The 23,471-nt window shown below is 57.6% G+C and carries 22 protein-coding genes; 9 read left to right on the forward strand and 13 right to left on the reverse strand.

Features of this window, described 5'->3' with window-relative positions; translation table 11 throughout:
* The first annotated feature begins 39 nt into the window (after positions 1-39).
* The 6 genes from purE to K0B93_RS05435 all read left to right on the forward strand — a co-directional run bounded on the left by purE (position 40) and on the right by K0B93_RS05435 (position 7,310).
* The gene (gene purE, locus K0B93_RS05410; protein WP_219866239.1) at positions 40-531 is read left to right on the forward strand and encodes a 5-(carboxyamino)imidazole ribonucleotide mutase; all 492 of its coding nucleotides are present in this window, start codon (positions 40-42) and stop codon (positions 529-531) included.
* 61 nt (positions 532-592) lie between these two features.
* Positions 593-1,711 (forward strand): 5-(carboxyamino)imidazole ribonucleotide synthase, encoded by a 1,119-nt coding sequence (locus K0B93_RS05415; RefSeq protein ID WP_219866240.1) that lies wholly within the window; start codon positions 593-595, stop codon positions 1,709-1,711.
* A 72-nt stretch (positions 1,712-1,783) separates the two neighbouring features.
* Complete coding sequence (sodB, locus tag K0B93_RS05420; RefSeq protein ID WP_219866241.1) at positions 1,784-2,362, forward strand: superoxide dismutase [Fe]; 579 nt, start codon at positions 1,784-1,786, stop codon at positions 2,360-2,362.
* A gap of 269 nt (positions 2,363-2,631) precedes the next feature.
* The gene (locus tag K0B93_RS05425; protein WP_219866242.1) at positions 2,632-4,692 is read left to right on the forward strand and encodes a putative bifunctional diguanylate cyclase/phosphodiesterase; all 2,061 of its coding nucleotides are present in this window, start codon (positions 2,632-2,634) and stop codon (positions 4,690-4,692) included.
* Between the two features lie 24 nt (positions 4,693-4,716).
* Positions 4,717-5,304: a LemA family protein gene (locus tag K0B93_RS05430; RefSeq protein WP_218634918.1), complete on the forward strand. Its 588-nt coding sequence runs from the start codon at positions 4,717-4,719 to the stop codon at positions 5,302-5,304.
* Positions 5,305-5,315: 11 nt separating this feature from the next.
* Positions 5,316-7,310, forward strand: a complete 1,995-nt coding sequence (locus tag K0B93_RS05435; protein ID WP_219866243.1) for a M48 family metallopeptidase — start codon at positions 5,316-5,318, stop codon at positions 7,308-7,310.
* Here K0B93_RS05435 and gspD read toward each other — a convergent pair.
* The 6 genes from gspD to K0B93_RS05465 all read right to left on the reverse strand — a co-directional run bounded on the left by gspD (position 7,300) and on the right by K0B93_RS05465 (position 13,871).
* Entirely contained in the window at positions 7,300-9,264 is a 1,965-nt protein-coding gene (gene gspD, locus K0B93_RS05440; RefSeq protein WP_219866244.1) for a type II secretion system secretin GspD, read from the reverse strand. The two genes, K0B93_RS05435 and gspD, sit on opposite strands and share 11 nt — an antisense overlap.
* Before the next feature lie 32 nt (positions 9,265-9,296).
* Positions 9,297-10,151: a type II secretion system protein N gene (locus tag K0B93_RS05445; RefSeq protein ID WP_219866245.1), complete on the reverse strand. Its 855-nt coding sequence runs from the start codon at positions 10,149-10,151 to the stop codon at positions 9,297-9,299.
* Position 10,152: 1 nt separating this feature from the next.
* Entirely contained in the window at positions 10,153-10,944 is a 792-nt protein-coding gene (gene gspN / locus K0B93_RS05450; protein WP_219866246.1) for a type II secretion system protein N, read from the reverse strand.
* A gap of 166 nt (positions 10,945-11,110) precedes the next feature.
* The gene (gene groL, locus K0B93_RS05455; protein WP_219866247.1) at positions 11,111-12,763 is read right to left on the reverse strand and encodes a chaperonin GroEL; all 1,653 of its coding nucleotides are present in this window, start codon (positions 12,761-12,763) and stop codon (positions 11,111-11,113) included.
* A 78-nt stretch (positions 12,764-12,841) separates the two neighbouring features.
* Positions 12,842-13,129: a co-chaperone GroES gene (groES, locus tag K0B93_RS05460; protein WP_041341247.1), complete on the reverse strand. Its 288-nt coding sequence runs from the start codon at positions 13,127-13,129 to the stop codon at positions 12,842-12,844.
* A gap of 199 nt (positions 13,130-13,328) precedes the next feature.
* Positions 13,329-13,871: an FxsA family protein gene (locus tag K0B93_RS05465; protein ID WP_219866248.1), complete on the reverse strand. Its 543-nt coding sequence runs from the start codon at positions 13,869-13,871 to the stop codon at positions 13,329-13,331.
* 165 nt (positions 13,872-14,036) lie between these two features.
* Here K0B93_RS05465 and K0B93_RS05470 point away from each other — a divergent pair, with 165 nt between their 5' ends.
* Positions 14,037-14,798, forward strand: a complete 762-nt coding sequence (locus K0B93_RS05470) for an SDR family oxidoreductase (protein WP_219866249.1) — start codon at positions 14,037-14,039, stop codon at positions 14,796-14,798.
* A gap of 151 nt (positions 14,799-14,949) precedes the next feature.
* Here K0B93_RS05470 and K0B93_RS05475 read toward each other — a convergent pair whose 3' ends face one another.
* The 3 genes from K0B93_RS05475 to K0B93_RS05485 are packed head-to-tail and all read right to left on the reverse strand — an operon-like array spanning position 14,950 to position 17,172.
* Entirely contained in the window at positions 14,950-15,258 is a 309-nt protein-coding gene (locus K0B93_RS05475) for an MGMT family protein (protein ID WP_219866250.1), read from the reverse strand.
* Positions 15,259-15,261: 3 nt separating this feature from the next.
* Positions 15,262-16,680 carry an AmpG family muropeptide MFS transporter gene (locus K0B93_RS05480; protein ID WP_416383194.1) on the reverse strand — a complete coding sequence of 473 codons (1,419 nt, stop codon included), beginning with the start codon at positions 16,678-16,680 and terminating at the stop codon, positions 15,262-15,264.
* Between the two features lie 9 nt (positions 16,681-16,689).
* Complete coding sequence (locus K0B93_RS05485; protein ID WP_219866251.1) at positions 16,690-17,172, reverse strand: YajQ family cyclic di-GMP-binding protein; 483 nt, start codon at positions 17,170-17,172, stop codon at positions 16,690-16,692.
* A 151-nt stretch (positions 17,173-17,323) separates the two neighbouring features.
* Here K0B93_RS05485 and K0B93_RS05490 point away from each other — a divergent pair, with 151 nt between their 5' ends.
* Together K0B93_RS05490 and K0B93_RS05495 are read left to right on the forward strand one after the other, a co-directional pair.
* Complete coding sequence (locus K0B93_RS05490) at positions 17,324-18,295, forward strand: response regulator (RefSeq protein WP_219866252.1); 972 nt, start codon at positions 17,324-17,326, stop codon at positions 18,293-18,295.
* 298 nt (positions 18,296-18,593) lie between these two features.
* Positions 18,594-19,613, forward strand: a complete 1,020-nt coding sequence (locus tag K0B93_RS05495) for an AraC family transcriptional regulator (RefSeq protein ID WP_219866253.1) — start codon at positions 18,594-18,596, stop codon at positions 19,611-19,613.
* 2 nt (positions 19,614-19,615) lie between these two features.
* Here K0B93_RS05495 and K0B93_RS05500 read toward each other — a convergent pair whose 3' ends face one another.
* From K0B93_RS05500 to K0B93_RS05515, 4 genes are all read right to left on the reverse strand, one after another.
* Positions 19,616-20,827 (reverse strand): argininosuccinate synthase, encoded by a 1,212-nt coding sequence (locus tag K0B93_RS05500; RefSeq protein ID WP_219866254.1) that lies wholly within the window; start codon positions 20,825-20,827, stop codon positions 19,616-19,618.
* A gap of 163 nt (positions 20,828-20,990) precedes the next feature.
* The gene (gene fliS / locus K0B93_RS05505) at positions 20,991-21,389 is read right to left on the reverse strand and encodes a flagellar export chaperone FliS (protein WP_219866255.1); all 399 of its coding nucleotides are present in this window, start codon (positions 21,387-21,389) and stop codon (positions 20,991-20,993) included.
* Positions 21,390-21,419: 30 nt separating this feature from the next.
* Positions 21,420-22,829, reverse strand: coding sequence for a flagellar filament capping protein FliD (gene fliD / locus K0B93_RS05510; protein ID WP_219866256.1), 1,410 nt, complete (start codon positions 22,827-22,829; stop codon positions 21,420-21,422).
* Positions 22,830-23,024: 195 nt separating this feature from the next.
* The gene (locus K0B93_RS05515) at positions 23,025-23,462 is read right to left on the reverse strand and encodes a flagellar protein FlaG (RefSeq protein WP_219866257.1); all 438 of its coding nucleotides are present in this window, start codon (positions 23,460-23,462) and stop codon (positions 23,025-23,027) included.
* Positions 23,463-23,471 lie beyond the last annotated feature (9 nt).

Consider the following 23,471-nt stretch of genomic DNA (forward strand, 5'->3'; position numbering starts at 1 on the left):
ACAATGGCCGGCTTTCCAATTATCACAGGACCGTTGCTTATGCAGCCGCTTGTAGGACTCATCATGGGCTCCAAATCGGACTGGCCCACTATGGAACACGCCGCGCAGATGCTTGAGAAGCTTGGCGTCGCCTACGAAACCAAAGTGGTCTCGGCTCACCGCACGCCCGACCTGCTGTTCGATTATGCCAAGACTGCCTCGGACCGGGGCCTGAAAGTGATTATTGCCGGTGCCGGCGGTGCCGCACACCTTCCGGGCATGGTCGCCTCACAAACCTCCCTGCCGGTTCTGGGGGTTCCTGTCCAGTCCAAGGCACTCAACGGTCTCGACTCGCTGCTATCCATTGTCCAGATGCCGGGCGGCATTGCGGTAGGCACCCTGGCCATTGGCAAAGCGGGGGCAACCAATGCCGGCCTGCTGGCCGCCCAGATTGTGGGCACCGCCAACGACGACGTTCGCAAGGCCGTTGACGCATTCAGGGCCTCCCAGACGCAAACGGTTCTGGACAACCCGGACCCGAGGCAACAGTAAAACATTGCGACGTCGCTCGAACTGAACGCTTAATTTGCCGCACGATGGCAGGAGAATGAAGATGAGAATTGGTGTCTTAGGTGCAGGCCAACTTGGACGCATGCTCGCCCTCGCCGGTTACCCGCTGGCCAAGACCTTTGTTTTCTATGACATGTCAGGCAGCCCAAGCGCCGGACTCGGGGAAGTCATTATTGATCGCGAAGGGCAATATCAGGACGACTTCCTGTCACGGGTAGACCGTGTCACCTACGAATTCGAGCACCTGCCGGTGAGTGTAGCCGAGAAGCTGGCCGAAGTTAAACCGGTTCACCCCTGCCCACGCGCCCTTCAGGTCTGCCAGAACCGGGAACTGGAAAAGACGCTGTTCGGTCAACTGGGCATCCCCACCCCGGCGTGGCGAATCGCCGACAGCGCTGAATCTCTTCGGGCTGCAGCCGAAGAGCTTGGCTGCCCGGTTGTGGCGAAGTCCAACACGGAAGGGTATGACGGCAAGGGCCAGGCGGTACTCCGCAGTCCCGAGGATGCAGCCGACGCCTGGGCCTCTATCGGACACCCACGGCTGATTGTCGAGAAATTTGTCGACTTCACCCGCGAAGTGTCCATGATCGCAGTGCGTGCAGAGGATGGGGACGTGGCCTTCTATCCGATGACGGAAAACACCCATCACGAGGGCATTCTTCGATATTCCATCGCACCTGCGCCTGATCTGGACAGGTCGATCCAGGAAGATGCCGAGCGGCATATTCGTGCCTTACTGAACGAATTGAACTACGTTGGCGTACTGACTCTCGAGCTGTTCGAAACGGAAAACGGGCTGATTGCCAACGAAATGGCGCCGCGGGTCCACAACTCCGGTCACTGGACCATCGAAGGCGCGATGACAAGCCAGTTCGAGAATCACATCCGGGCTATAAGCGGACACCCTCTCGGTAACACGGAACCGCGGGGCCTCAGCTGCATGATCAACATCATTGGTGAGCACGGTGAGCTGAACCGCATACTTGAACTGCCGTACGCGCATTTACACCTCTATAATAAGGGGGAGCGTCCGGGCCGAAAGCTTGGCCACGTAAACATTCTGGCAGACAGCTATGAGGAACTGGTCTGGCGCGTCCGTAACTGCGCACAGTTCCTTCCGGGCAGCCCGGAGTTTAAAAGTTCTTTAACACCAAGGGGTTGATATAGCTCAAATCGCCCTTATATTGGCCCACTGTACATCCACATAAAACAGAGAGACAGGGAGAACGACCTCATGGCATTTGAACTTCCCGCACTACCCTATGAAAAGAACGCCCTGGAACCGCACATCTCCCAGGAAACCCTTGAGTACCATTATGGCAAACACCACAACACCTATGTGACCAAGCTCAACGGCCTGGTCGAAGGTACGGACAATGCCAACAAATCTCTTGAAGACATTATCAAGAGTGCCAGCGGCCCGCTGTTCAACAACGCCGCACAGGTCTGGAACCACACCTTCTACTGGAACTGCCTGAGCCCGAATGGCGGTGGTGCACCGACTGGCGCTGCCAAGGACGCTATCGAGAAAGCGTTTGGTTCGTTCGAAGACTTCAAGAAAGAGTTCAACGACAAGGCCGCCAACAACTTCGGTTCTGGCTGGACCTGGCTCGTCAAGAAGGCCGACGGCAGCGTGGCCATTGTTAACACCAGCAACGCGGAAACCCCGCTGACCGGTGCAGACAAGCCCGTACTGACCGTCGACGTGTGGGAGCACGCCTACTACATCGACTATCGCAACTCCCGCCCGAACTATCTGGAAGCCTTCTGGAATCTGGTCAACTGGGATTTCGTAAACGAAAACCTGGCCTGATCAGACATGCAGAATGACTGACAGACCGCAGCTGAAGACCGCTGCAACACAAACGCCCGCGCCGTAGCGGGCGTTTGTGTATCCAGGGGAACGAAAACCTAACAAATTGATACACGCCCACCCTGCATTCTCTGAAAAAATCGCCGATACTCAACGAGGTTACGCCGACTCTGGACCATACTTACAAGCCAGCCGGGCGCGTAGCTCCCGAAGTCTTGGAAATTATGCGACCATGACCTCCCGAAGAAACGGATGACAAACAGGCCTGAATGAAAAACTCCTTCGAGGTTGAACATCGCCTGGGCTATCGTATTTTTTGGTGGATTTTTGCCATAGCCCTCCTGAGTGGCGTCCTAGTCAGTACCGTACAGGTTATCCTGGACGCTAGGCGTGTCTCCATGGACCTCGACAGTCAGGCGGACCAGACCATTTCCATGGTCAGGGACGCGGCAACACAGGCTGTCTTCAGCATCGATTCGGAACTGGCGCAGCAAGTGGTTGATGGCCTTTTTGCCCGGGAGGCCGTGCGCATGGCCCGAATCGCCCATCCTGACGGTGAGGCCCTGGGCAACCGGAACCGACCACTGCAACAAACAACCTTCCGCCCCGTCACTGACCCGATTTTTGAACCCGAAAGACTGTATCGCACTCCCCTCGTTCGCGATGGCGATCCGAATACTGTGTACGGGTACCTTGAGGTCCATTACGACACGGCTCCCGCAGCGAAAACCTGGCTTAATCGGGCGACTGTTACTTTTGCCTCCGGCGTGGCAACGGCGCTGATTCTCGGAATGGTCCTCTACTTCGTGTTCCACCTGCTTCTGACCCGCCCCCTCCTGCGCATTGTCCGCTCGGTCAAGCAGGTAGACCCGGAACACCCGGATGATCGCCTAGTGACCATTCCGGCGGGACACCAGCGTGACGAACTGGGGCTCTGGGTCAACGCCACCAACAACCTGTTGGTGGCCATTGGTGACAGTCAGACACGCCATCGTGAGGCGGAGGACAGGGTCAGCCGACTTTCACGCTACGATCAACTCACGGGCCTTCCGAGCCGCGACACCTTTATGGAGCTGCTGGAACGGGACATACAGGAAGCCAGGAAGCGCAATAGCGTTCTATCCCTGATGGTCTGCGGCATAGACGACTTCAAATCCGTTAACGAACAGTGCGGCTTCCGCACCGGCGACATCATATTGCAGATCATCGCAGACAGACTTGTCGCCAAGCTCGGAAGCACCCGCTTCACCATCGCCCGGCTTGGCAGTGACCAGTTCGTTATTGTGGAAAAAGGCCTGCGGGACGGGTTCCAGGCGGCAGACACGGCCGAACGAATTCTCGCGTGTATCGGGGAACCGATGCTGGTCGAAGAACAGAATGTTGCGACCACTGCAACGCTGGGTGTGGCATTGTTCCCCTCAGACACCGACAAGGCGGACCGGTTACTGCAAAGCGCAGAGCAGACCATGACACTGGCGAAACAGAACGGGAACGATCACTTCCAATTCTATGTTGCCAGCATTGATCAGGAAATCCGGGACCGGAAGCAACTTGAGAAAGACCTCTCCCAGGCTCTTGCCAGCCATCAACTCCACCTTGTCTATCAACCCCAGATCAATCTTGAGAGCAAACGGGTTATTGGTGCAGAGGCCCTGCTTCGTTGGGACCACCCGGTACGAGGGCTGGTACCCCCGGACGATTTCATTCCGGTCGCGGAGTCCAATGGAACCATCGTCGAGATAGGGCAATGGGTACTCGAACAGGCTTGCTGGCAGGCAGCCCGCTGGGCGGCCGAAAGCACGCCACTGCGTATCGCGGTTAACCTGTCAGCGGTGCAACTGCGTCAGGACAACATCGTCAACGATATTCTGGAAACCCTTCAGCGTCACAATATCCCGGCCGGACGGCTGGAGCTGGAGGTCACCGAGACCAGCTTCATGACCAACCTTTCGGATGCCGTGGAAAAGCTGCATCGCCTGAGCAAGGCGGGGATCAGCATCGCGGTGGACGATTTTGGCACCGGTTACTCGTCCCTCACCTACCTGAAGCAGATGCCGGTCCAGCACCTCAAGATCGACAAACAGTTCATCCGCGATCTATTGGTGAACGAAGAAGATACCAGAATTGCCAACACCATTATCGACCTCGGAAAGAGCCTGAACCTTTCCGTTGTCGCAGAAGGTGTGGAAACTGCAGAACAGGAGTACTACCTGAGCCAGCGGGGTTGTCAACTGGCCCAAGGATATTATTTCAGCAAACCACTTCAACCACGCGAATTTGAGACCTTTGTTAAGGGATTTCACGAACAGTTCGCAGAGAATAACGCCTAAACCTTAATCCCCCAAGGAGTAGCCATGGGAACTACCGTTATCGGTTTGATTGTTATCGCCGTCGCAGTGATCTATCTGGTTTTTATCTATAACCGCCTTGTATCGCTGAGAAACCAGTTCAAGAATGGCTTCGCTCAGATCGATGTCCAGCTGCAGCGCCGCCACGACCTGATCCCTAACCTTGTAGAGGCTGCCAAAGCCTACCTGGACCATGAAAAGTCGACTCTCACCCAGGTGATGGAAGCTCGAAACAACGCCGTCAGCGCCCAAAAGGATGCAGCCCGCGACCCCGGTGACGGCACAAAGATCCAACGCCTGGGCAGCGCTGAAAATCTGCTGACCAAGGCCCTCGCCAACTTCTATGCGGTGGCAGAGAACTATCCGGACCTGAAAGCCAACGAAACCATCCAGCAATTGATGGAGGAACTGTCCAGCACCGAAAACCGAGTTGCCTTTGCCCGCCAGGCCTACAACGATGGCGTTATGAGCTACAACATCTTCCGCGAGCAGTTCCCCAATAACTTCATCGCCGGGATGTTCGCCTTCAAGGAAACCTCGCAACTTGAACTTGAGTCGCCGGAGGCCCGACAGGCCCCAAAAGTCGCTTTCTGATGCTCTGACCTATGGCCCATCACGGTTTTTTCCAGCGCCAGGCCAGTGCCCGGCGCAACACCAGTCTTCTTGTGTTCCTGTTTCTGACGGCGGTCGTATTGATCACACTGGCCGTCAGCCTGGTCGGGTATTTCGTTACCCGGAGTGAAACCTCAGGGCTTGCCTTCCAGGACTGGCTGCTTTCCAGTCACGGCCTGCTGACCTCAGCCACGGTTGTGACCCTGATTGGCGTCAGTTCCCTGGTCCGGTGGATCGACCTGGCCGGCGGCGGCACCCGCGTCGCGAAGATGGTGGGTGCCCGGCCGATCGACCCCGACACCCGTGATGGTGACGAACGCAAGCTTCGAAACATTGTCGAGGAAATGGCAATTGCCAGCGGGGTTCCGGTCCCCGAACTCTACGTGATGGACCAGGAAACAGGCATCAATGCCTTTGTCGCGGGCTACACGCCCGGTGAAGCCGTGATGGTGGTGACCCACGGAGCCCTCACCCAACTCAGCCGTGACGAGCTTCAGGGCGTGGTCGGGCATGAGTTCAGCCACATCCTGAATGGTGACATGCGACTGAACGTGCGCCTGATCGCAATCCTGGCCGGCATCCTGATGATTGGGCAGATTGGCAGCTTCCTGATGCGCATCTCGTTTTACAGCAGCCACCGCGCCTCCAGGTCCTCCAGCGACAGCCGCGGGCAGGCGGCAATGGGCCTGATTGGTATTGCCCTGCTGGTTATTGGCTACGTCGGAGTGTTTTTCGGGCGGCTGATTCAGGCCGCTGTCTCCCGGCAACGGGAAATGCTGGCCGACGCCTCATCGGTTCAGTTTACCCGCAACCCCGAGGGTATCGCCGGCGCCCTGTTCAAAATCGGACTCAAGGGCGGGTATCTGGACACCACCAGCCATGCCAGTGACATGAACCACATGTGCTTCGGCGAAAGCGCGCGGATGAAGTTTACGGCCCTGCTTGCCTCCCATCCTCCAATCGAAGAACGCATCAATTGCATTCAGCCCGGAATGCTGGCGCGGCTCCGAAGCCGTTTCCGTGACACGGAAACCGGTGCCGACCTCCGGTCCGCCACCGGGGCTCGGCAGCCTGTACAGGCATCCGGGTTTGCCAGCAACACTGATGGGACATGGGAACCGTTAAAACGGTCCAGCACCTCGCCGCTGGCCTCCACGGCGGCCCCTGAGTCCACGTTGGGCAACAGGCTATCCGAACGTGTCGGCACAGTGACGGTTCAGGGTGAAGATTTTGCGACCCGTTTTCTGGCGCGTCTGCCAGCGACGTTCCGCAACCTGCTGTACACGCGAGCGGGCGCCATCCAGCTCTGCTATGCCCTAGTGATTGACGGACTCTCCCGGGAGCTCCAGCGGGAGCGGTTGGCATTGATCCCCGCGCACCCCCTACTCGGCGTCGAACGAGACCTTCTGGACAAGCTCCTTCCGACGTTGAAGACGCTGGGGGATGAAGTCCGGTTTCCTGCCCTGGAGCTGGCAATGCCGGCCCTGCGCAAACTGGATCCGGAGGAGCGGGAGGGATTGATCACTAACATCCAGAAACTGGTTGCGGCGGATAATCGGGTCACCCTGTTCGAGCTGGCCCTGACCAGCTTCCTCTCCAGGCACTTGGGGGGCGGTGCCAGCCGGGAAATGCCGGTCCGGTACCGCAAATACCGGCCGGTTATGCCCGCCATCCAGAAGTTGCTGAGTTTGCTGGCACGCGCTGGAACCGCTGACAACTCTGATGCCGAGCGGCTCTACCGGGAAGCGATGGCCGGCTTCACGACCGTTGGCGAAGGCAATCAGCCAGTTCTCGAGAAGGTCACCATGCGGCAGCTGAGGGAAGCGCTGACAGCATTAAATGGACTGTCACCGCTGTTGAAGCCTGCAATCATCGATGCGTGCGGGTACTGCATCACCCACGACGGCAAAGTTGACGTCAGGGAATATGAGTTGATGAGGCTGGTGGCGGATCAGCTGGACTGCCCGATGCCGCCGCTCACTTGCTAGTGTCGCGCAGCCTCTCCCGGGTCCGGCCATCGAACAGCACGTCGATATCCGGGTTGGCGTCGACCTGCGGCAGGTCCAGTTTTTCCCTGATATTCAGATTCACATCCCAGAGCTCCTGGAACTTATCGTCCGTTGCCGCAACGGCTTCGGTTTTACCCAGCATGATGGTAGGGCGCAGGAACACCAACAGGTTCCGCTTCACACGACGTTCGGATTCCGAGGAGAACAACCGGCCAAGGAAGGGAATGTCGCCCAAGAGCGGTACCTTGCTCTTGTTGATCTGATAGTCATCGCGGATCAGGCCGCCGAGCACAATGGTTTCCCCGTCATCGGCCAGAACAGTGGTCTTGATTTCCCGTTTGTTGGTCACGATGTCAGATGCGTTCTCGATGCTGTCGGCCACGTTCTCGGTGGTCTGCTCCACCACCAGCCGCACCAGGCCGTCGGCACTGATGGTCGGCGTTACTTTCAGAGTCAGACCGATGTCCCGGCGCTCAATGGTGGTAAAGGGGTTGGTGGTGCCATCGCCGGTGACCGTGGACTGCCCGGTACGGAAGGGCACATTCTGACCAACGATGATTTCCGACTCCTGGTTATCGAGGGTAATGATGCTGGGCGTGGACAACAGGTTTGCCGCGGCAGAGGTGGACAGGGCCTGGAGGAGAATGCCCCAGGTGATGCCGTCCGAGTCATCCTGACCAGCACCGATGGTGATGCCGCCCGCAGCCGGCCCGATCGGCGTATCGGTCACAATGGCGTTGATCACTTCACTCAGGCTGCGGCCAACGTTGCTGAAATTGGTGCCGGCGATCGGCGTGGAATTTCCTGACCGGTCACCCACGGCAAACTGAACGCCCAGGTCCTCACCCACTTCGTCACTGATTTCCACAATGGCGGCTTCAATCAGGACCTGGGCACGCCGGACATCCAGGTGCGCAACGATCTGTTCGGCCTCCTGCATCAGTGATGGCTCGCCACGGACTACGAGGGCATTCAGACCTTCATCGGCAAAGACCGCAAAATTGGCGCTGGGCTTGCTGCTGGACGACCCGTTCGAGCCGGCAGACTCCTCTTTGACCAGCTCACCCATCACGCCTTTGAGTATCTCGGACAGGTTCTTGGCGTCGGCGTGCTTCAGGCGAAGGACTTTGGTGGTTCCACCGGTGGCTGACGGCTGATCCAGTTGCCGGATCAGACTGCGCATCTTGTCGCGAAAGGTCTGATCGCCCCGGAGGATCAGGCGGTTGCTGCGCTCGTCGGCGGTAACGCTGTACTTGCGTGCAACATTCTCGCCTCCGCTCTTGCCGAGTTCATCGGGTGCGAGCTCCTGTAACAGGGTCACCATATCCCCGACCCAGGCCTCATCGAGCTGAATCACTTCCACCTCATATTTGGAGGGGCTGTCGAGCTCGCGAACTATCTGTTCGATACGTTGAATATTGGCGGAATGATCGCTGACGATCAGCGCATTGGCGGCAGCCACACCAGCAAGGTGGCCATATTTTGCCACCAGCGGGCGCAGAATCGGGACCAGCTCCAGAGCGTTGGCGTTGTCGATCTGGATCACCCGGGTGATCAGCTGCTCGGAGGGAATGGCCTCAAACCGGGACATCGACTCGGCCGACTGCTTGGCATCAACCTGCTGAACCACCTTGATGACTTCTTCGCCGGGGATGGCGGTAAATCCATGGACGTTCAATACCGCCAGAAAAAGGTCGTAAATTTCGTCCTTGTTCATCGGTGCGCTGGAAAGCACTGTGACCTTGCCCTTGACCCGAGGGTCCACGACAAAACTGTATCCGGTGATATCCGCAACCTGAGTCACAAACGCCCTGATATCGGCGTCTTTCAGGTTGAGCCGCCAGGTTTCCTCCTGCCCGTAGGCCAGGGACATCATTGGCAGAAGGATAAGCAAGGCTACAGCCCGCAACAGATTTGTCTTGTGGTTATACATGCGGCGATTTCGTCCTGTATCGATGAACCCGATCAGCGCCACTGCTCGGGTATGGCATAACTAATGGTGAGGATGGATCCGTCACGTTCGATTTCTATGTCCACCTGAGACTGTCCTCGCCAGCTCTCAAGCAGGGATTTGTCCTGTTCTATGTCCCCCAGCCGCTGCCCGTTGATGGCGGTGATCACGTCGCCGGCCTGAAGATTGACCGCATTGAGCATGGCGTTGGATCCGTCATACACGTAGCCAGACGTTCCGCTCTGATCCGCCGGGCTCAGCCCGTAGGCGTTAAGCGCCGCGACCCCCTGACTGTCCAGCTCGGCCCGGGCATTTTCCAGGAAAGCTTCCGGGGAGGATTCTGCAGGCTCTTCCGGCGCTTCCGCAACCAGGGTTTCCGAATCCGGCTCTTCAAACGTCAGCGATTCGTACCGACCGCCCCGACGAATCAGAATGCGGCTGGGTTCAACTTCGGCCAACTCTGCGTTGCCGGGCAGCATGTCCCCTACCCGGTAATACGCGGTTTCTCCGTTGCTTCCTGCAACTATAGCACCGGAGTCTTCCGGACGCTGTCCTACGAGAACCCCTTCAAGACGCAGCCGCAGGCCTGTTTCCGGGGCCGATCGTTTGACGACCTCTGCAACGCCACGCTGCTCTGCCGGCCGACCAAAAAAATCAAAACTTGCCATGGGGTACGATAGACCCTGGCCGGAGCCACCCATGCTTCCGCTTTCTGAAACCGGAGCCACGGGCACGGGCTTGTCATCCCAGGCAAAAAGCCAGGTAACCTTGGCCAAGGCGATCCCGATGTAAACGGCGAGCGCCAGCAACAGCAGATTCGCAAGAACCCGGGAAATACGGCTCTGAACCTGAACATCCATCAATGCCATATCAACGCGCTCCCGGCAGCAATGGTTGCTTGACCCGGAAAACCACATCGTCCGGGCTGGCCGATTCCGACCAGGGTTGACCGGCCAGATCCACCATACGTTTGTAGACCTGGACTTCCATCATGCCATTCCAGAGGATGCTGGCCTCCGCTGCCGGGCCGGTGCCATCCTGCTCTGCCACGGTCAAGGCGATTCCACCTTGAGTGGTGTCGAGGTTGGCCTGCATGGGCGGGAATCGTGCCTGGCCTGTCTGGTTACCCATGGGCCACGTGACCTGCCCTCCAGCCCAACGAGCAAACCCGTCGACACGGGCGATTCGGCCATCCGCCCACACCAGGTTCAACCGATCAACGGTGACGTTGCCCTCGATCATGGCGCCACCACTCCGGCGAATCAGGTCCTCAAACTCGCTGACCACGACCTGGCCACGGGCATTGAGCTCGGCACGCTCCGGCCAGCCAATCGTAACATCGCCCTCAACCGAAGATTGTGACGAAGCAACAGAAATGTCGACCGGTAACGACAGGTCGGTCAGGGACGGCCAGCCGAGATGCCAGTCAACACGTACCGGATAACCTGCCACCACCAATCCCGCGGCACCGTTCCAGACCTGACCGGAAACCTGCCGGACCTGTACCTGTTCAGGCAGGGGAACATGGGCTGAAGCCTGGTGCCAGACCCATCCTGCGGGTATCCAAACCACCAGTGTCCCCGCATAGACGACCAGCCCCAACAGGACAAGGAGAATCACCTTGCCGGGGCGGAGAAAGGATTTGGGTTCGGCGTCACTCATCGGGCCACACAAAGACAATTGGTCGGTAGCCGAGTCTAACAAAGGCCCGAGGCAAGTTCATGAGAAAAAAACAAAAACCCCGCGTCAGTGCGAACCGACGCGGGGTTTTTGAGGTCGATCGGGCGGCGCCTTGAGGTTCCAAGACGCGACCGGGATCAGGCCGGCATTACATCATGCCGCCCATGCCTCCCATACCGCCCATGCCGCCCATGTCCGGCATACCACCGCCGGCAGACTCGTCCTGAGGCTCATCCGCAACCATCGCCTCAGTGGTGATGATCAAGGATGCAACAGACGCAGCCGCCTGCAGCGCGGAGCGAGTAACCTTGGCAGGATCCAGGATACCCATTTCCAGCATGTCGCCGTACGCTTCGGTAGAGGCGTTGTAGCCGTAGGAACCTTCACCCTCGCGCACCTTGGCAACGACCACGGAAGACTCACCGCCGGCGTTGTACACGATTTGACGCAGCGGAGCTTCCATGGCACGGCGCAGGATGTTGACACCGGCCTTCTGCTCTTCGTTGATCGCATCGACCTTGTCCAGAGCCGCAATGGCACGGATCAGGGTAACGCCACCACCGGCAACAATACCTTCCTCAACCGCAGCACGGGTGGAATGCAGTGCGTCTTCAACGCGAGCTTTCTTCTCTTTCATTTCCACTTCGGAGCCAGCGCCCACCTTGATGACGGCAACACCGCCAGCCAGCTTGGCCACACGCTCTTGCAGCTTCTCTTTGTCGTAGTCAGAGGAGCTGTCTTCGATCTGCTTGCGGATCTGCTCAACACGGGCCTCGATATCGGCCTGCGCACCCACACCGCCAATGATGGTGGTGTTTTCCTTGGTGATGTTGACACGCTTGGCAGTGCCCAGGTCGTCCAGAGTGGTGTTCTCGAGTGTCAGACCCACTTCTTCGGAGATCACAGTACCACCTGAGAGGATGGCAATATCCTGCAGCATCTCTTTCCGACGATCACCGAAGCCAGGAGCCTTAACCGCAGCAACCTTTACGATGCCGCGCATGTTGTTGACAACCAGAGTCGCCAGCGCTTCGCCTTCAATGTCTTCGGCGATAATCATCAGCGGCTTGCCAGCCTTGGCGACAGATTCCAGCACCGGCAGCAGTTCGCGGATGTTGGAGATCTTCTTGTCGACCAGCAGGATGTACGGATCGTCCAGCTCGGCGGACATGTTGTCCTGATTGTTGATGAAGTACGGAGACAGGAAGCCACGGTCGAACTGCATACCTTCGACCACGTCCAGCTCATCTTCCAGGCCGCGGCCTTCCTCAACAGTAATGACGCCTTCTTTGCCCACACGCTCCATGGCGTCGGCAATCAGCTTGCCAATGGTCTCGTCGCCGTTGGCGGAGATGGTGCCTACCTGGGCAATGTTACGGCTGTCGTCACACGGCTTGGCCATGTCACGAATCGCTTTCACCGCTTCGATGGTAGCCTTATCGATACCGCGCTTAAGGTCCATCGGGTTCATGCCGGCAGTTACTGCCTTCACGCCTTCGTTAACAATGGACTGAGCCAGAACAGTCGCGGTGGTGGTGCCGTCACCTGCGGTGTCGTTGGTCTGGGAGGCGACCTCTTTCACCATCTGGGCGCCCATGTTCTCGAACTTGTCATGCAGTTCGATTTCCTTCGCAACGGAAACACCATCTTTGGTGATGGTCGGCGCGCCGAAGGACTTTTCCAGGACCACGTTGCGGCCCTTGGGACCCAGGGTCACTTTAACCGCGTCTGCCAGAACGTTGACGCCTGCGACCATGCGCTTGCGCGCGTTATCACCGAATTTAACGTCTTTTGCTGCCATGTCTTCTATTCCTGTTCGTTAAACCGAAATTGTTGAATCAATCGGATTAATGAGGGTTCGTGCCGGTCGCCGGAGCGATCACTCAAGCACGCCGTAAATGTCGTTCTCGCTCATGATGAGCAGCTCTTCACCGTCGACTTTTACGGTGTTTCCGGCGTACTGGCCAAAGACCACGGTGTCACCCACCTTGACCGCCAGCGCGCGGGTTTCGCCATTGTCCAGAATGCGACCGTTGCCTACGGCAACGACTTCACCCTGAGAAGGCTTCTCCTTGGCATTACCCGGCAGCACGATGCCACCCGCAGTTTTCTCTTCTTCTTCCTTACGGCGCACGACAACACGATCGTGTAGCGGACGAATTTTCATTGCTCGGTTTCTCCAGTAGTCAGATTAATGTGGCAATGACATTTGCTGTTTAAAAAGGTCGGACTTGCAAAGCGTCATCCGGCCAAATTGCCCGGCTGCCTAACCTGCTGTTTTCCAGCCGTTATCAGCCTGCAGCGAACTTGTGCAACCTATGTGGGGTTGGCGTAGGGGTTTTCAACACCCCGGATACAACTTTTTTTCACTTTTTTTCGATGCGATCGCGATCGGATTCGGTCTCGTCCTGGTACTCACCCTCAATGATGTCGCCATTGCTGTCACGATCGAATGGTCGCTGTCTGCCGAAGGGATTCTCACGGTTACCAAATGGGGGCTGATCAAAGGGTCCCTGGCCGCCTCCAGAGCGGAAATAAAAGCCCCGGCTCTGGCCGGAAACCACCATCCGCTTCAGGGCCTGTGCCGCGAGCCAGTGGCGGGTGCCGGGTAGGAGGCAGAGAAACCCGATGGTGTCTGTAATGAAGCCCGGGGTCAGCAACAGGGCTCCGCCGACCGCCAGGATCAGCCCCTCGGCCACCTCCTTGGCAGGCAATTCCCCACTGTTGAGACGCTGGTTCGCTTTGAGCAGGGTGGCCAGCCCCTGCTGGCGTAGAAGCCAGGCACCGATGACCGCCGTTAACAGCACCAGGCCAACGGTATTCAACACACCGATAATACCGCCCACCTTTATGAGCACCGCCATCTCGGCAATCGGCATGATAATGAAGAGAAACAGAAACACAGACATCAGGCCCTCACGGTCTGAATAGGAATTTAAGAAGGTCTGGTATACTCCCAGCCCCTCTGTTTTGGACAAGAAGCCACACAAATGGCTCAATACGACAACGCCGGCCGGCGGGTTCGGGACACACGTCAAACCTAAACCACCTGATAACAGTAGTTAGGGCAAAACATGAAACTTCAAGATTCCGTAATCGCAATCACTGGCGGTGGCCAGGGCCTGGGCCGCGCCATGGCCGAATACTTTGCCGCCCGGGGCGCCAAACTGGCACTCATCGATCTGATGCCCGAAAAGCTCGACGAAGCCGTTGCCGCCTGCAAAGCCGCAGGTGTGGAGGCAAAGAGCTACGTCTGCAACGTGGCCAAGGAAGAAGAGGTCGAGCAAACCTTCGCGGCCATTGCGAGCGACTTTGGCCAGCTCAACGGTCTGATTAATAACGCCGGCATCCTGCGGGACGGCCTGATGGTCAAGGTTAAGGATGGCCAGGTTGAGAAGCGCATGGAACTGTCCCAATGGCAGTCGGTTATTGACGTCAACCTGACCGGTGTTTTCCTGTGTGGTCGGGAAGCGGCTACCCAGATGATCAAGAACGGCGACCAGGGCGTGATCATCAACATTGCCTCGATTTCCCGCGCGGGGAATATGGGACAGAGCAACTACTCTGCCGCCAAGGCGGGTGTGTCTGCCCTGGTACCGGTTTGGGCGAAGGAGCTGGCGCGTTATGGTATTCGCTGCATGGGCATTGCTCCGGGCTTTATCGAAACCGAGATGACCGCCTCCATGAAACCGGAAGCGCTGGAGAAGATGACCGCGGGCATTCCGCTGAAGCGCATGGGTAAGCCTGAGGAGATTGCTTCAGCGGCGGCGTTTATTTTTGAGAACGACTACCTTTCCGGGCGCATGATTGAGGTGGATGGGGCTTTGAGGCTGTAGCCTTCGAGTTTGAGGGCTGGCCCCGGGGTGGGGTACCTTTTCTTCTGGTACACGAACTCGCTGCGCTCAGACATCTTTGTTCCGGCAGAAAAGGTACCCCACCCCGTGACCGGCAGACCTATGGAATAAGCTTACTGACAACGAAGAAGGACTAGGGTTGCCATTGGTATTCGCGCAGGTTGATCTTCCCGTTTTTTACTTCTACTCCGTCTCGTTCCAGCAGCTCTTTTTGCAAGACGAACGTTGGCGAGCCTTCCGGGAAGGCGATCTGGCCATTGCTGCGGATTACTCGGTACCAGGGAACTGAATGTCCCTCCGGGAGTTTACCCAGCGCGCGGCCGATATACCGGGCCTGCCGTCCGAGACCGGCCATGCCCGCCACCTGTCCATAGCTGGCGACCTTCCCTTCAGGAATGCTCAGAACGACCTGCCAGATTTTCTGATCCTTGTTTGGTTCCATCACTCAGGACTCCTTCAGAGCCGGTTCTGAGTCTGGATCAATCTGCTCGGCTTTTCGTGGTGCCAGCGCGTCCAGTCTCTCGCCCTGTCGAATCATGAACATCGCCAGCAGGATGGCCGGCACGCCCATGACACCGGCAACGAAGAAGAACTGGGCGTAGCCGAAGTCGGCCACGACGATGCCTGAGAAGCCGCCAAGAAACTTACCCGGCAGGGTCATCAGGGAGCTGAACAGGGCGTACTGGGTTGCCGTGAAGGAGGCACTGGTCATGCTGGACAACCAGGCGATGAGCGCGACGTTGGCGATGCCACCGCTCAGGTTGTCGGCACTGACCACGGCCGCCAGCGTAATCACGTTCGGCGGGTACTGGGCAAGGAGGACGAACAGCAGGTTGGTTGCTGCAGTCATCACCGCCCCCAGCAACAGAATCCTGCGAACGCCGTACCGCACCACCATGACCCCGCCGGCCAGCGAACCGGCAATGGTCATGAAGAAACCGAAGATCTTGGTGACATCTGCTACCTGGGTCTTGCTGAAGCCCATGAAGTCCAGATAGAAGGGGTTGGCCATTACCCCCATGGCAATGTCGGAAATCCGGTAAACCGCGACCATCACCAGTATGAGCACCGCCAGCTCTTTGTAGCGATTGAAGAAATCCAGGAACGGGCCGGCGACGGCGGCATAGAACCAGCCGACGAGTCGTGCGAGGCGCGGATTGAGGTGGCCACGTTTGGCCGCTTCCTGTTCGATTTTGTGGGCGATGTCCTGGGCGGCGGCGAAGTGGTTAACCGACGGCTCGCGGACGATCAGTACCGTCAGGGCTCCGACGCCGACGAGGCAGGCCATCACCTGGTAGGACACCTGCCAGGACCAGAACTCCGCGAGATACAGCGCGCCGGCACCGGCAACCAGCAGCGCTAGCCGGTAGCCGAAGATGTAGGTGGCCGCCAGCGCCGCCTGCAATCGCTCCTCCGCGATTTCAATGCGATAGGCATCGATGGCGACATCCTGTGTTGCCGACGAGAACGCAACCAGAAGACCGCACAGGGCCATCATTTCCGGTGCCGTCGTGGCATCGACATTGGCCATCAGATAGAGGCCGGTTGCGATCCCGGACTGGGCCAGAATGATCCAGCTACGGCGCTTCCCCAGCAACCGGTCCAGCAGCGGCAACCGTAACCGATCCACCACGGGCGCCCAGAAAACTTTGATGGAGTAAGTTATGCCCAGCCAGCTGAAGAAGCCGATGGTGGCGGTTTCCACTCCCACGTCCGCCAGCCGGGCGTTCAGCGTGGAGAAAACCAGTAAGAAAGGCAGCCCCGCCGAAAACCCCAGAAACAGGAGGGCAATGACCTGCCAGCGAGTGTATGTGTAGAGCGTGTCCCGGATCAGGGCGCGGCGGTCGCTGGAAAGAATGGTCAAGCCTCCGGATCAGTCGCGAAAATTGTTGAACTGCAGCGGGATCTCCAGATCCGCTTCGCGCAGCATCGCCATGGCAGCTTGCAGATCGTCCCGCTTCTTGCCGGTTACCCGAACCTTGTCACCCTGAATGCTGGCCTGAACTTTCAGTTTGGCGTCCTTGATCATCTTCACGATCTTCTTCGCCATGTCCGTTTCAATACCCTGCTTCAGGAGCAGGTGCTGCTTTACCAGCTTGCCGGACTTGCTTTCACCGTCTTCGGACAGGGCGCGGACGTCGATTTTGCGTTTGGCAAAGGCCATTCGCAACATGTCCAGCAGCTGCTCCAGCTGAAATTCCTGCTCCGCACTGATGGTAATGCCCTTGTCATCACGCTCGATATTCGCTTCCACGTTCTTGAAATCCCAGCGGGTGGCCAGGTCTTTCTTGGCCTGGTCCACCGCGTTGGTGACTTCGTGCATGTCAATTTCAGAAACTATGTCAAAAGAAGGCATGGTCGTTATTCTCCAGTAGCCACCGGGGGTATACTGTGGCCTACATTAATTCCCGGATGTTCAAGGTGCCAAAGCATAGCAAGACCCACGCCGGACCGCATCCGGCAAAGGGCGCCGCATTCGACAATGGACTGGTGAGAAGTAGATAACAATGCCAAACCTGGACCTACCCATCCTCGTAGTAGATGACGCCAAATTCAGCAGCATGGTGGTTGGCCGCACCCTGCGCAATGCCGGTTACCGCGACGTACGAATCGTCAACAACTCCCCCGCCGCGCTTGAGCTGATCGAACAACGCCCGGTCAGCGTGCTGATTGCCGACTGGCTGATGCCGGAGATGGATGGGCTCGAGTTGACCGACAGTGTTCGGCAACAGGACGAACAGAACAACCATTACACCTATGTGATTCTGCTCACCGCCCGGGAGAGCGTGGAGGCACTATCGGAAGCGTTTGATCGAGGCGTGGATGACTTTATCTACAAGTCCGACATGACCAAGCAGCTGATCCCCCGAATCTTTGCCGCGGATCGTATGGCTGATCGCCAGAACACCCTGCTGAGGGCGAACTCTCTGCTGATTGAGAACAATCGGGAACTCGAGGCGACCAACATCATCGATCTGGAAACCGGTCTCTGCAACAACAAGTATGGCCGGGAACGTCTCGCCAAAATGCTGCGCCATGCCGAATCCCGGGGTGGCTCATGCGCCTACGTCCTCTGCGGCATCCGCAACTGGCAAGAACTCAAACGCAAGCATCCACCGACGGTGATGAGCGAGTTGGCCGTTGGCATCGCCCGGCGCCTCAGCACCCTGATTCGACCGATTGACGTGCTGTGCCGGGTGGGTGACAACCAGTTCGCCATCATTGCCTACTTTCCCAACAGCGACCACTGCACAACCACCGCGTTCCGACGGGTATTCGACGGCATCAATCACAAGGCACTTAAAACCACCGCAGGCTATATCTCCGTGGAAGCGGGCATGGTGCTCTGCCGGGCCGATGCCCAGCAGGGCACACCCTCGGTGCAGGAGGTGGAACGCACCGCCGTCGAGGGGCTGGTGGACGCCTATGAAACCCGGCGATTCACCGAAACCGCTCCGGAGGTCACCGAGGGGGCGTGATACCCGGCTGACCACTTTTCGAACAATCTGTAACAGTGCGACACACATCACAAACAGACACAGCCGAGCGAAAGCCCTATTCTGCAATTGTGGATTTAAGCAGTATCCCCCATGGCGGAGGAGCCGAGTAGTACCTCCGCCGCCAAATGGGGAAACGATCCACCGGATTAACGAATTTTTCAGGCACTTTCGTTCTTTCCTTATTTTGGGCCAGCTGATCTAGCTGGCCTTTTTATTTTGTGTTTCCAAATTCCGGTATACTCGGCACATAACGATTCAAATAACCCGTGCTGTAGCCATGACATCCCTTGGAACCGCCTCTGTCGCCGCCTTGCGGCAATATGTTCGCGCCGCCGAATCCGCCGGCGAAGACACCGATGCCCTGTTCAAACTGGCTGGACTGAACCCGGAAATCCTGGCGACGGACGACGGCCGCATCCCGGGCGAGCAACTCCAGAAGTTCATTCATCTCCTGTGCGAACAGACCGGCAACCCGGTTCTCGGGCTGGAAACCGGCGATTTCGTACAACCCGGCTCCTACAGCGTTCTCGGTTATATCACCATGAGCTGCGCCACGCTGGGGGAAGCAGTGGCCCGGATCGCCCCGTTCGAAAAACTCGTTGGTGACATGGGCACCACCAGCCTTGCCATCAATGGCGATGAGATCACCCTCACCTGGACCTGTCACTTCACCGATCCCGTCGTACGCCCTCACCTGGTCGACAACGTATTTTCGTCCTGGGTGAATTACGCCCGGTGGCTGGCCGACAACCGCACCGCCTCACCCTCCCGTGTCTGCCTGCGGCGGCCATCCCCGGGCCACGCGCTGGAGCAGGCCTACCAGGAACGCTGGCGTTGCCCTGTCCTGTTCGGTGCCGACGAAGACAGCGTTACCCTGAAAAAAGATCTGCTGGAAACGCGCCTGCGACAACCGGACCCACTGCTGCGGAAAACCCTCGAGGCCCACGCGCTTACACAGCTTGCCGCCCTGGATACCGACAGCGATCTGATTTCCCGGGTAAAGCACAGCATCCAGCAGCAACTCATGCATGGGATCACGCGGCAGGACATGGTGGCGGAAGATCTGCGGATGACCAGTCGCACCCTGCAGCGCAAACTGAGCCAGGATGGGGTGTCGTATCAGAAACTGCTGGATGAGGTTCGACTGAAAATGGCGGAGGATTATCTGCTCAACAGCGAGTTGGCAATTCCGGACATTGCATTACGGCTGGGGTACAGTGAAACCACGTCGTTCCACCGCAAATTCAAGGCAGTAAAAGGCAAGACGCCCGGAGAGTTCCGGGCGTCCAGAGACTGATATCAGAGCGCGCGGCCCTTGCCAGCAGCAATGCGCAGGCGCAGGGCGTTCAGCTTGATGAAGCCTTCCGCATCCTTCTGGTCGTAGGCGCCCTGATCCTCCTCGAAGGTTGCGATCTTCTCGTCGAACAGGGAGTCGTCAGACTTACGGCCGGCCACATCGACATTGCCCTTGTAGAGCTTCAGGCGAACGGTACCGTTCACGTACTCCTGGGTCTGGTCGATCAGCGCCTGCAGCGCTTCACGCTCCGGGGACCACCAGTAACCGTTGTAGATAACCTCGGCGTAGCGCGGCATGATGCTGTCTTTCAGGTGCGCCACTTCTCGGTCCAGGGTGATGGACTCGATGGCACGATGAGCCCGCAGCATGATGGTGCCGCCCGGGGTCTCGTAACATCCGCGGGACTTCATACCAACATAACGGTTCTCGACGATATCCAGACGGCCAATGCCGTTATCGCCGGCCAGCTTATTCAGGGTCTCCAGCACCACGTGCGGCTTCATCTCCTGGCCATCAACGGCGACGATGTCACCCTTCCTGTAGGTCAGCTCGACATAGGTCGGCTTGTCCGGGGCCGCTTCCGGGGAAACACTCCAGCGCCACATGTCTTCTTCGGCTTCCGCCCAGGGATCTTCCAGGTTGATGCCTTCGTAGGAAATGTGCAGCAGGTTCGCATCCATGGAATAAGGGCTCTTGCCCTTCTTCTTCTCCACCGGAATGTTGCGCTCGTCGCAGTACGCCAGCAGCTTCTCGCGGGAGTTCAGATCCCACTCGCGCCAGGGCGCAATTACCTTTACACCCGGCTTGAGCGCATAGGCACCCAGCTCGAAACGAACCTGGTCGTTGCCCTTGCCGGTCGCGCCATGGGAGATGGCATCGGCGCCGGTCTCGTTGGCGATCTCGATCAGTCGGCGGGAGATCAGCGGGCGGGCAATGGAGGTACCCAGCAGGTACTCACCCTCGTAGATGGTGTTCGCGCGGAACATCGGGAACACGTAATCGCGCACAAACTCCTCGCGCAGGTCCTCGATGTAGATTTCCTTTACCCCCAGCGCCTCGGCTTTCGCCCGCGCCGGTTCCACTTCCTCGCCCTGGCCGATATCAGCGGTGAAGGTCACCACCTCACAGTTGTAGGTATCCTGCAACCACCGCACGATCACGGAAGTATCCAGGCCACCGGAATAGGCCAGCACCACCTTTTTAATATCAGACATGCCCTTGCTCCAGACTGAACAGAATGGATGTATCGAAAATAAGGCGCATATTGTACGGGAGAGCGGGGGGAATGGCTATTGGGCCAAGGCATGACAACAACAAAACCCGAACGGACCATAGACGGCCCGTTCGGGTCATTACAGGAGCGCTACTCTGTTCGGGTCAGCCCGCCTGCTGCTGAGCAACAACCTCTTCACGAATACCGTCCCAGCCTTCCTTTACAGAGCGCAGCAATTGCGCCACCTCATCCAGACGGTTGATGTCGTTACGGGCGTTCGCTTCCCAGAGTGCGCGCTCCATGTACTCGTAGAGTGCGTCAAGGCGCTCGGACAGTTCGCCGCCCTGCTCCTTATCCAGAAATCCGCGGAGCGCTCCAACGATGTCCATCGCCTTCAGGATCAGCTTGCCCTTGGCCTCGTAGTCCCGGGCCTGAATCTTCGCCTTGGCCATATTGATGCGCTCGAGGGCCCCCTGGTACAGGAGCTGGATGAGTTTGTGCGGATCGGCATCGGTAATGCTGGTCTGGGTGTTGATTCGCTGGTATTGCTGAAGGCCGTTCATAGGTAACCTCTTGGAGTTCAGCGCTGTTTACTATTGCTTGCCGCTGGATTGCTGAGGTGCAATTGCTGCCAACTGCTGGCTGACGTAATTGCCCGTGCTGTTCAATTGAGAGATCAAAGAGTCGGCTGCTGAAAACTGTGCAACCAACCGCTCGCGATAAGTCTGCATCCGGAGGTCAAGTCGATCTCTCTGTTCCTGAATATCATCCAGGGTTCTATTGAGCCCCTCTGTTCGACTGGAAATCGCACCATCGCTGGCCAGATAATTTTCGATACTTGCTTCGATCTGTCCGGCAATTCCATTGGTGCCATTTTGCTCTGACAATAAAGCGGTAACTGCCTGAGGGTCGGATTCAAGTTTTTCCTTGAATACAGAATCGTCGAACTCCAGCCTGCCGGTGCCTGGATCCGTCTTGATACCAAGATCGGCGAGGGTCCTGACAGAACTGTTTTCCATACCAGCGGGAATAGCAGTAAACGCAGACCGCAGATCACGCTCAATATTTCGAATGGTGGAATCACCCGACAATATCCCACTGCTACCGCTGCCGGCACTGTATCCGGAAGCTTTGTTAATAACGTCTTTCAGGGCATTGTATTTATCGATGAATTCCTGAACCCGGCCCGCCACTTCATCAGGATCTCGCTCGACCTTGATCGTGGAGGCCCCGAGGGACCTGATATCGAATGTAATACCCTCAACTACGTTTTCTACGTTGTTGGAGGATCGACTTACTGCAATACCATTGACTTCAAGCAACGCGTCTTGCGCTGCCACCGTCTCGGTCAAATTCGACGCGGTCCCATCAAACGCAAACTGTGAAAGCCCGGACCCATCGGTGCTGTTACCGTCACTATCGGCCACCGAGACCTGAATGGCATTTTGAAGCCCACTCTCGTCGGAAGACAGGACCAGACGAAATCCGCTACCGGTGTCAACAATGCCCGCCGATAAGCCGGCACCCGAGTCGTTGATGGAGTCGGCAAGTCCCTGGAGCGTATTGTTACTACCATCAACCGTTACGTCGGTACTCACTCCATTTACCGTGAACGTCAGAGTACCTGTACCAACGGTCGTCGTGTCAGTGTCGGCAAAAGTTGCTGAGGCCAGCGACTGCGCCTGGGCAAGCTGCGTGACATTGATACTGTATGAGCCACGGCTCGCTGTCGCTGGATCAACATTGACGGCCGCTACCGATTCATTAGTCGAGGTTGCCGTCAAAGCTTTCAGCCCATCAGAAGATGCGAGGGTTTCCAGCGGCGTCCTCAACGCCTCCAAAGCACTTCTCAGGGCGCCAAAAGCAGAGATTTTGCTTTCGGCCTCATTTTCTCTTCGATTCAGGCGGAGTTCAGTGGGCTGGCGCTCTGCGTTGACCAGTTTATCAACCAGATCGGCACTGAAGATTCCCGAGCCAGCACCTAGCGATGAAATTCCTGCCATATCGAGCCTCCTACAAGGCTTGCCTGTTCTTTTAACGTGTAACGGCATGGGACGGCAAAACTTTGCCTAATTCCCAAAACCTTTCAGTAATATTTTGTAATCCGACTGCGGGCTCTGCACAGACGAAAACGCCGCCAGCCCATATGGGTGGCGGCGCTAACGCAGTTCCACAGCATTCAGTGAAGGGCCCGCGGCTCAGACTTTCAAGTCAAACAACGTTAGCGGCTCATCCTGCTGCAAGTTTTCTGCCAACCTCAATGCAACCTCATCCGGAATCTGCCGAATAACTTTCTGGGTCTCCTGGTCAACGACTCTCAGTATCGTTTTACCAAGCTCCTGATCCACTTCGAACTGCAGATCTCTCTGAACGTTCTGGACAAAGTCATTCAGCTGCGAAACCGCACGCCCCACGTCTTCACTGGCAATCACCCGACGACTCTCTTCAACCTGAGCCCGGGCAACTTGAGATGAGGAGGATGGCGCAACACCTGCGGGCGTCTTTTCCATAAACAAGGCTTCTTGAGCGGAGACATTTCTGCCATCTGCCCGAGGTGACACGGACGCCCGAGCCGGAGCTTGTTCACTGGCGTGAACCAGCTTCAAATCCGGGCTGTTCAGGTTTACGTGACTCATGATCCACCT

It is taken from the genome of Marinobacter sp. F4218, from assembly GCF_019443085.1.
GTDB lineage: Bacteria > Pseudomonadota > Gammaproteobacteria > Pseudomonadales > Oleiphilaceae > Marinobacter > Marinobacter albus.

What these genes read in the sequence shown, in the direction of transcription:
- purE (WP_219866239.1), top strand. Translation starts at nt 40, where the DNA reads ATGCAGCCGCTTGTAGGACTCATCATGGGCTCCAAATCGGACTGGCCC.
- K0B93_RS05415 (WP_219866240.1), top strand. Translation starts at nt 593, where the DNA reads ATGAGAATTGGTGTCTTAGGTGCAGGCCAACTTGGACGCATGCTCGCC.
- sodB (WP_219866241.1), top strand. Translation starts at nt 1,784, where the DNA reads ATGGCATTTGAACTTCCCGCACTACCCTATGAAAAGAACGCCCTGGAA.
- K0B93_RS05425 (WP_219866242.1), top strand. Translation starts at nt 2,632, where the DNA reads ATGAAAAACTCCTTCGAGGTTGAACATCGCCTGGGCTATCGTATTTTT.
- K0B93_RS05430 (WP_218634918.1), top strand. Translation starts at nt 4,717, where the DNA reads ATGGGAACTACCGTTATCGGTTTGATTGTTATCGCCGTCGCAGTGATC.
- K0B93_RS05435 (WP_219866243.1), top strand. Translation starts at nt 5,316, where the DNA reads ATGGCCCATCACGGTTTTTTCCAGCGCCAGGCCAGTGCCCGGCGCAAC.
- gspD (WP_219866244.1), bottom strand. Translation starts at nt 9,264, where the DNA reads ATGTATAACCACAAGACAAATCTGTTGCGGGCTGTAGCCTTGCTTATC.
- K0B93_RS05445 (WP_219866245.1), bottom strand. Translation starts at nt 10,151, where the DNA reads ATGGCATTGATGGATGTTCAGGTTCAGAGCCGTATTTCCCGGGTTCTT.
- gspN (WP_219866246.1), bottom strand. Translation starts at nt 10,944, where the DNA reads ATGAGTGACGCCGAACCCAAATCCTTTCTCCGCCCCGGCAAGGTGATT.
- groL (WP_219866247.1), bottom strand. Translation starts at nt 12,763, where the DNA reads ATGGCAGCAAAAGACGTTAAATTCGGTGATAACGCGCGCAAGCGCATG.
- groES (WP_041341247.1), bottom strand. Translation starts at nt 13,129, where the DNA reads ATGAAAATTCGTCCGCTACACGATCGTGTTGTCGTGCGCCGTAAGGAA.
- K0B93_RS05465 (WP_219866248.1), bottom strand. Translation starts at nt 13,871, where the DNA reads ATGTCTGTGTTTCTGTTTCTCTTCATTATCATGCCGATTGCCGAGATG.
- K0B93_RS05470 (WP_219866249.1), top strand. Translation starts at nt 14,037, where the DNA reads ATGAAACTTCAAGATTCCGTAATCGCAATCACTGGCGGTGGCCAGGGC.
- K0B93_RS05475 (WP_219866250.1), bottom strand. Translation starts at nt 15,258, where the DNA reads ATGGAACCAAACAAGGATCAGAAAATCTGGCAGGTCGTTCTGAGCATT.
- K0B93_RS05485 (WP_219866251.1), bottom strand. Translation starts at nt 17,172, where the DNA reads ATGCCTTCTTTTGACATAGTTTCTGAAATTGACATGCACGAAGTCACC.
- K0B93_RS05490 (WP_219866252.1), top strand. Translation starts at nt 17,324, where the DNA reads ATGCCAAACCTGGACCTACCCATCCTCGTAGTAGATGACGCCAAATTC.
- K0B93_RS05495 (WP_219866253.1), top strand. Translation starts at nt 18,594, where the DNA reads ATGACATCCCTTGGAACCGCCTCTGTCGCCGCCTTGCGGCAATATGTT.
- K0B93_RS05500 (WP_219866254.1), bottom strand. Translation starts at nt 20,827, where the DNA reads ATGTCTGATATTAAAAAGGTGGTGCTGGCCTATTCCGGTGGCCTGGAT.
- fliS (WP_219866255.1), bottom strand. Translation starts at nt 21,389, where the DNA reads ATGAACGGCCTTCAGCAATACCAGCGAATCAACACCCAGACCAGCATT.
- fliD (WP_219866256.1), bottom strand. Translation starts at nt 22,829, where the DNA reads ATGGCAGGAATTTCATCGCTAGGTGCTGGCTCGGGAATCTTCAGTGCC.
- K0B93_RS05515 (WP_219866257.1), bottom strand. Translation starts at nt 23,462, where the DNA reads ATGAGTCACGTAAACCTGAACAGCCCGGATTTGAAGCTGGTTCACGCC.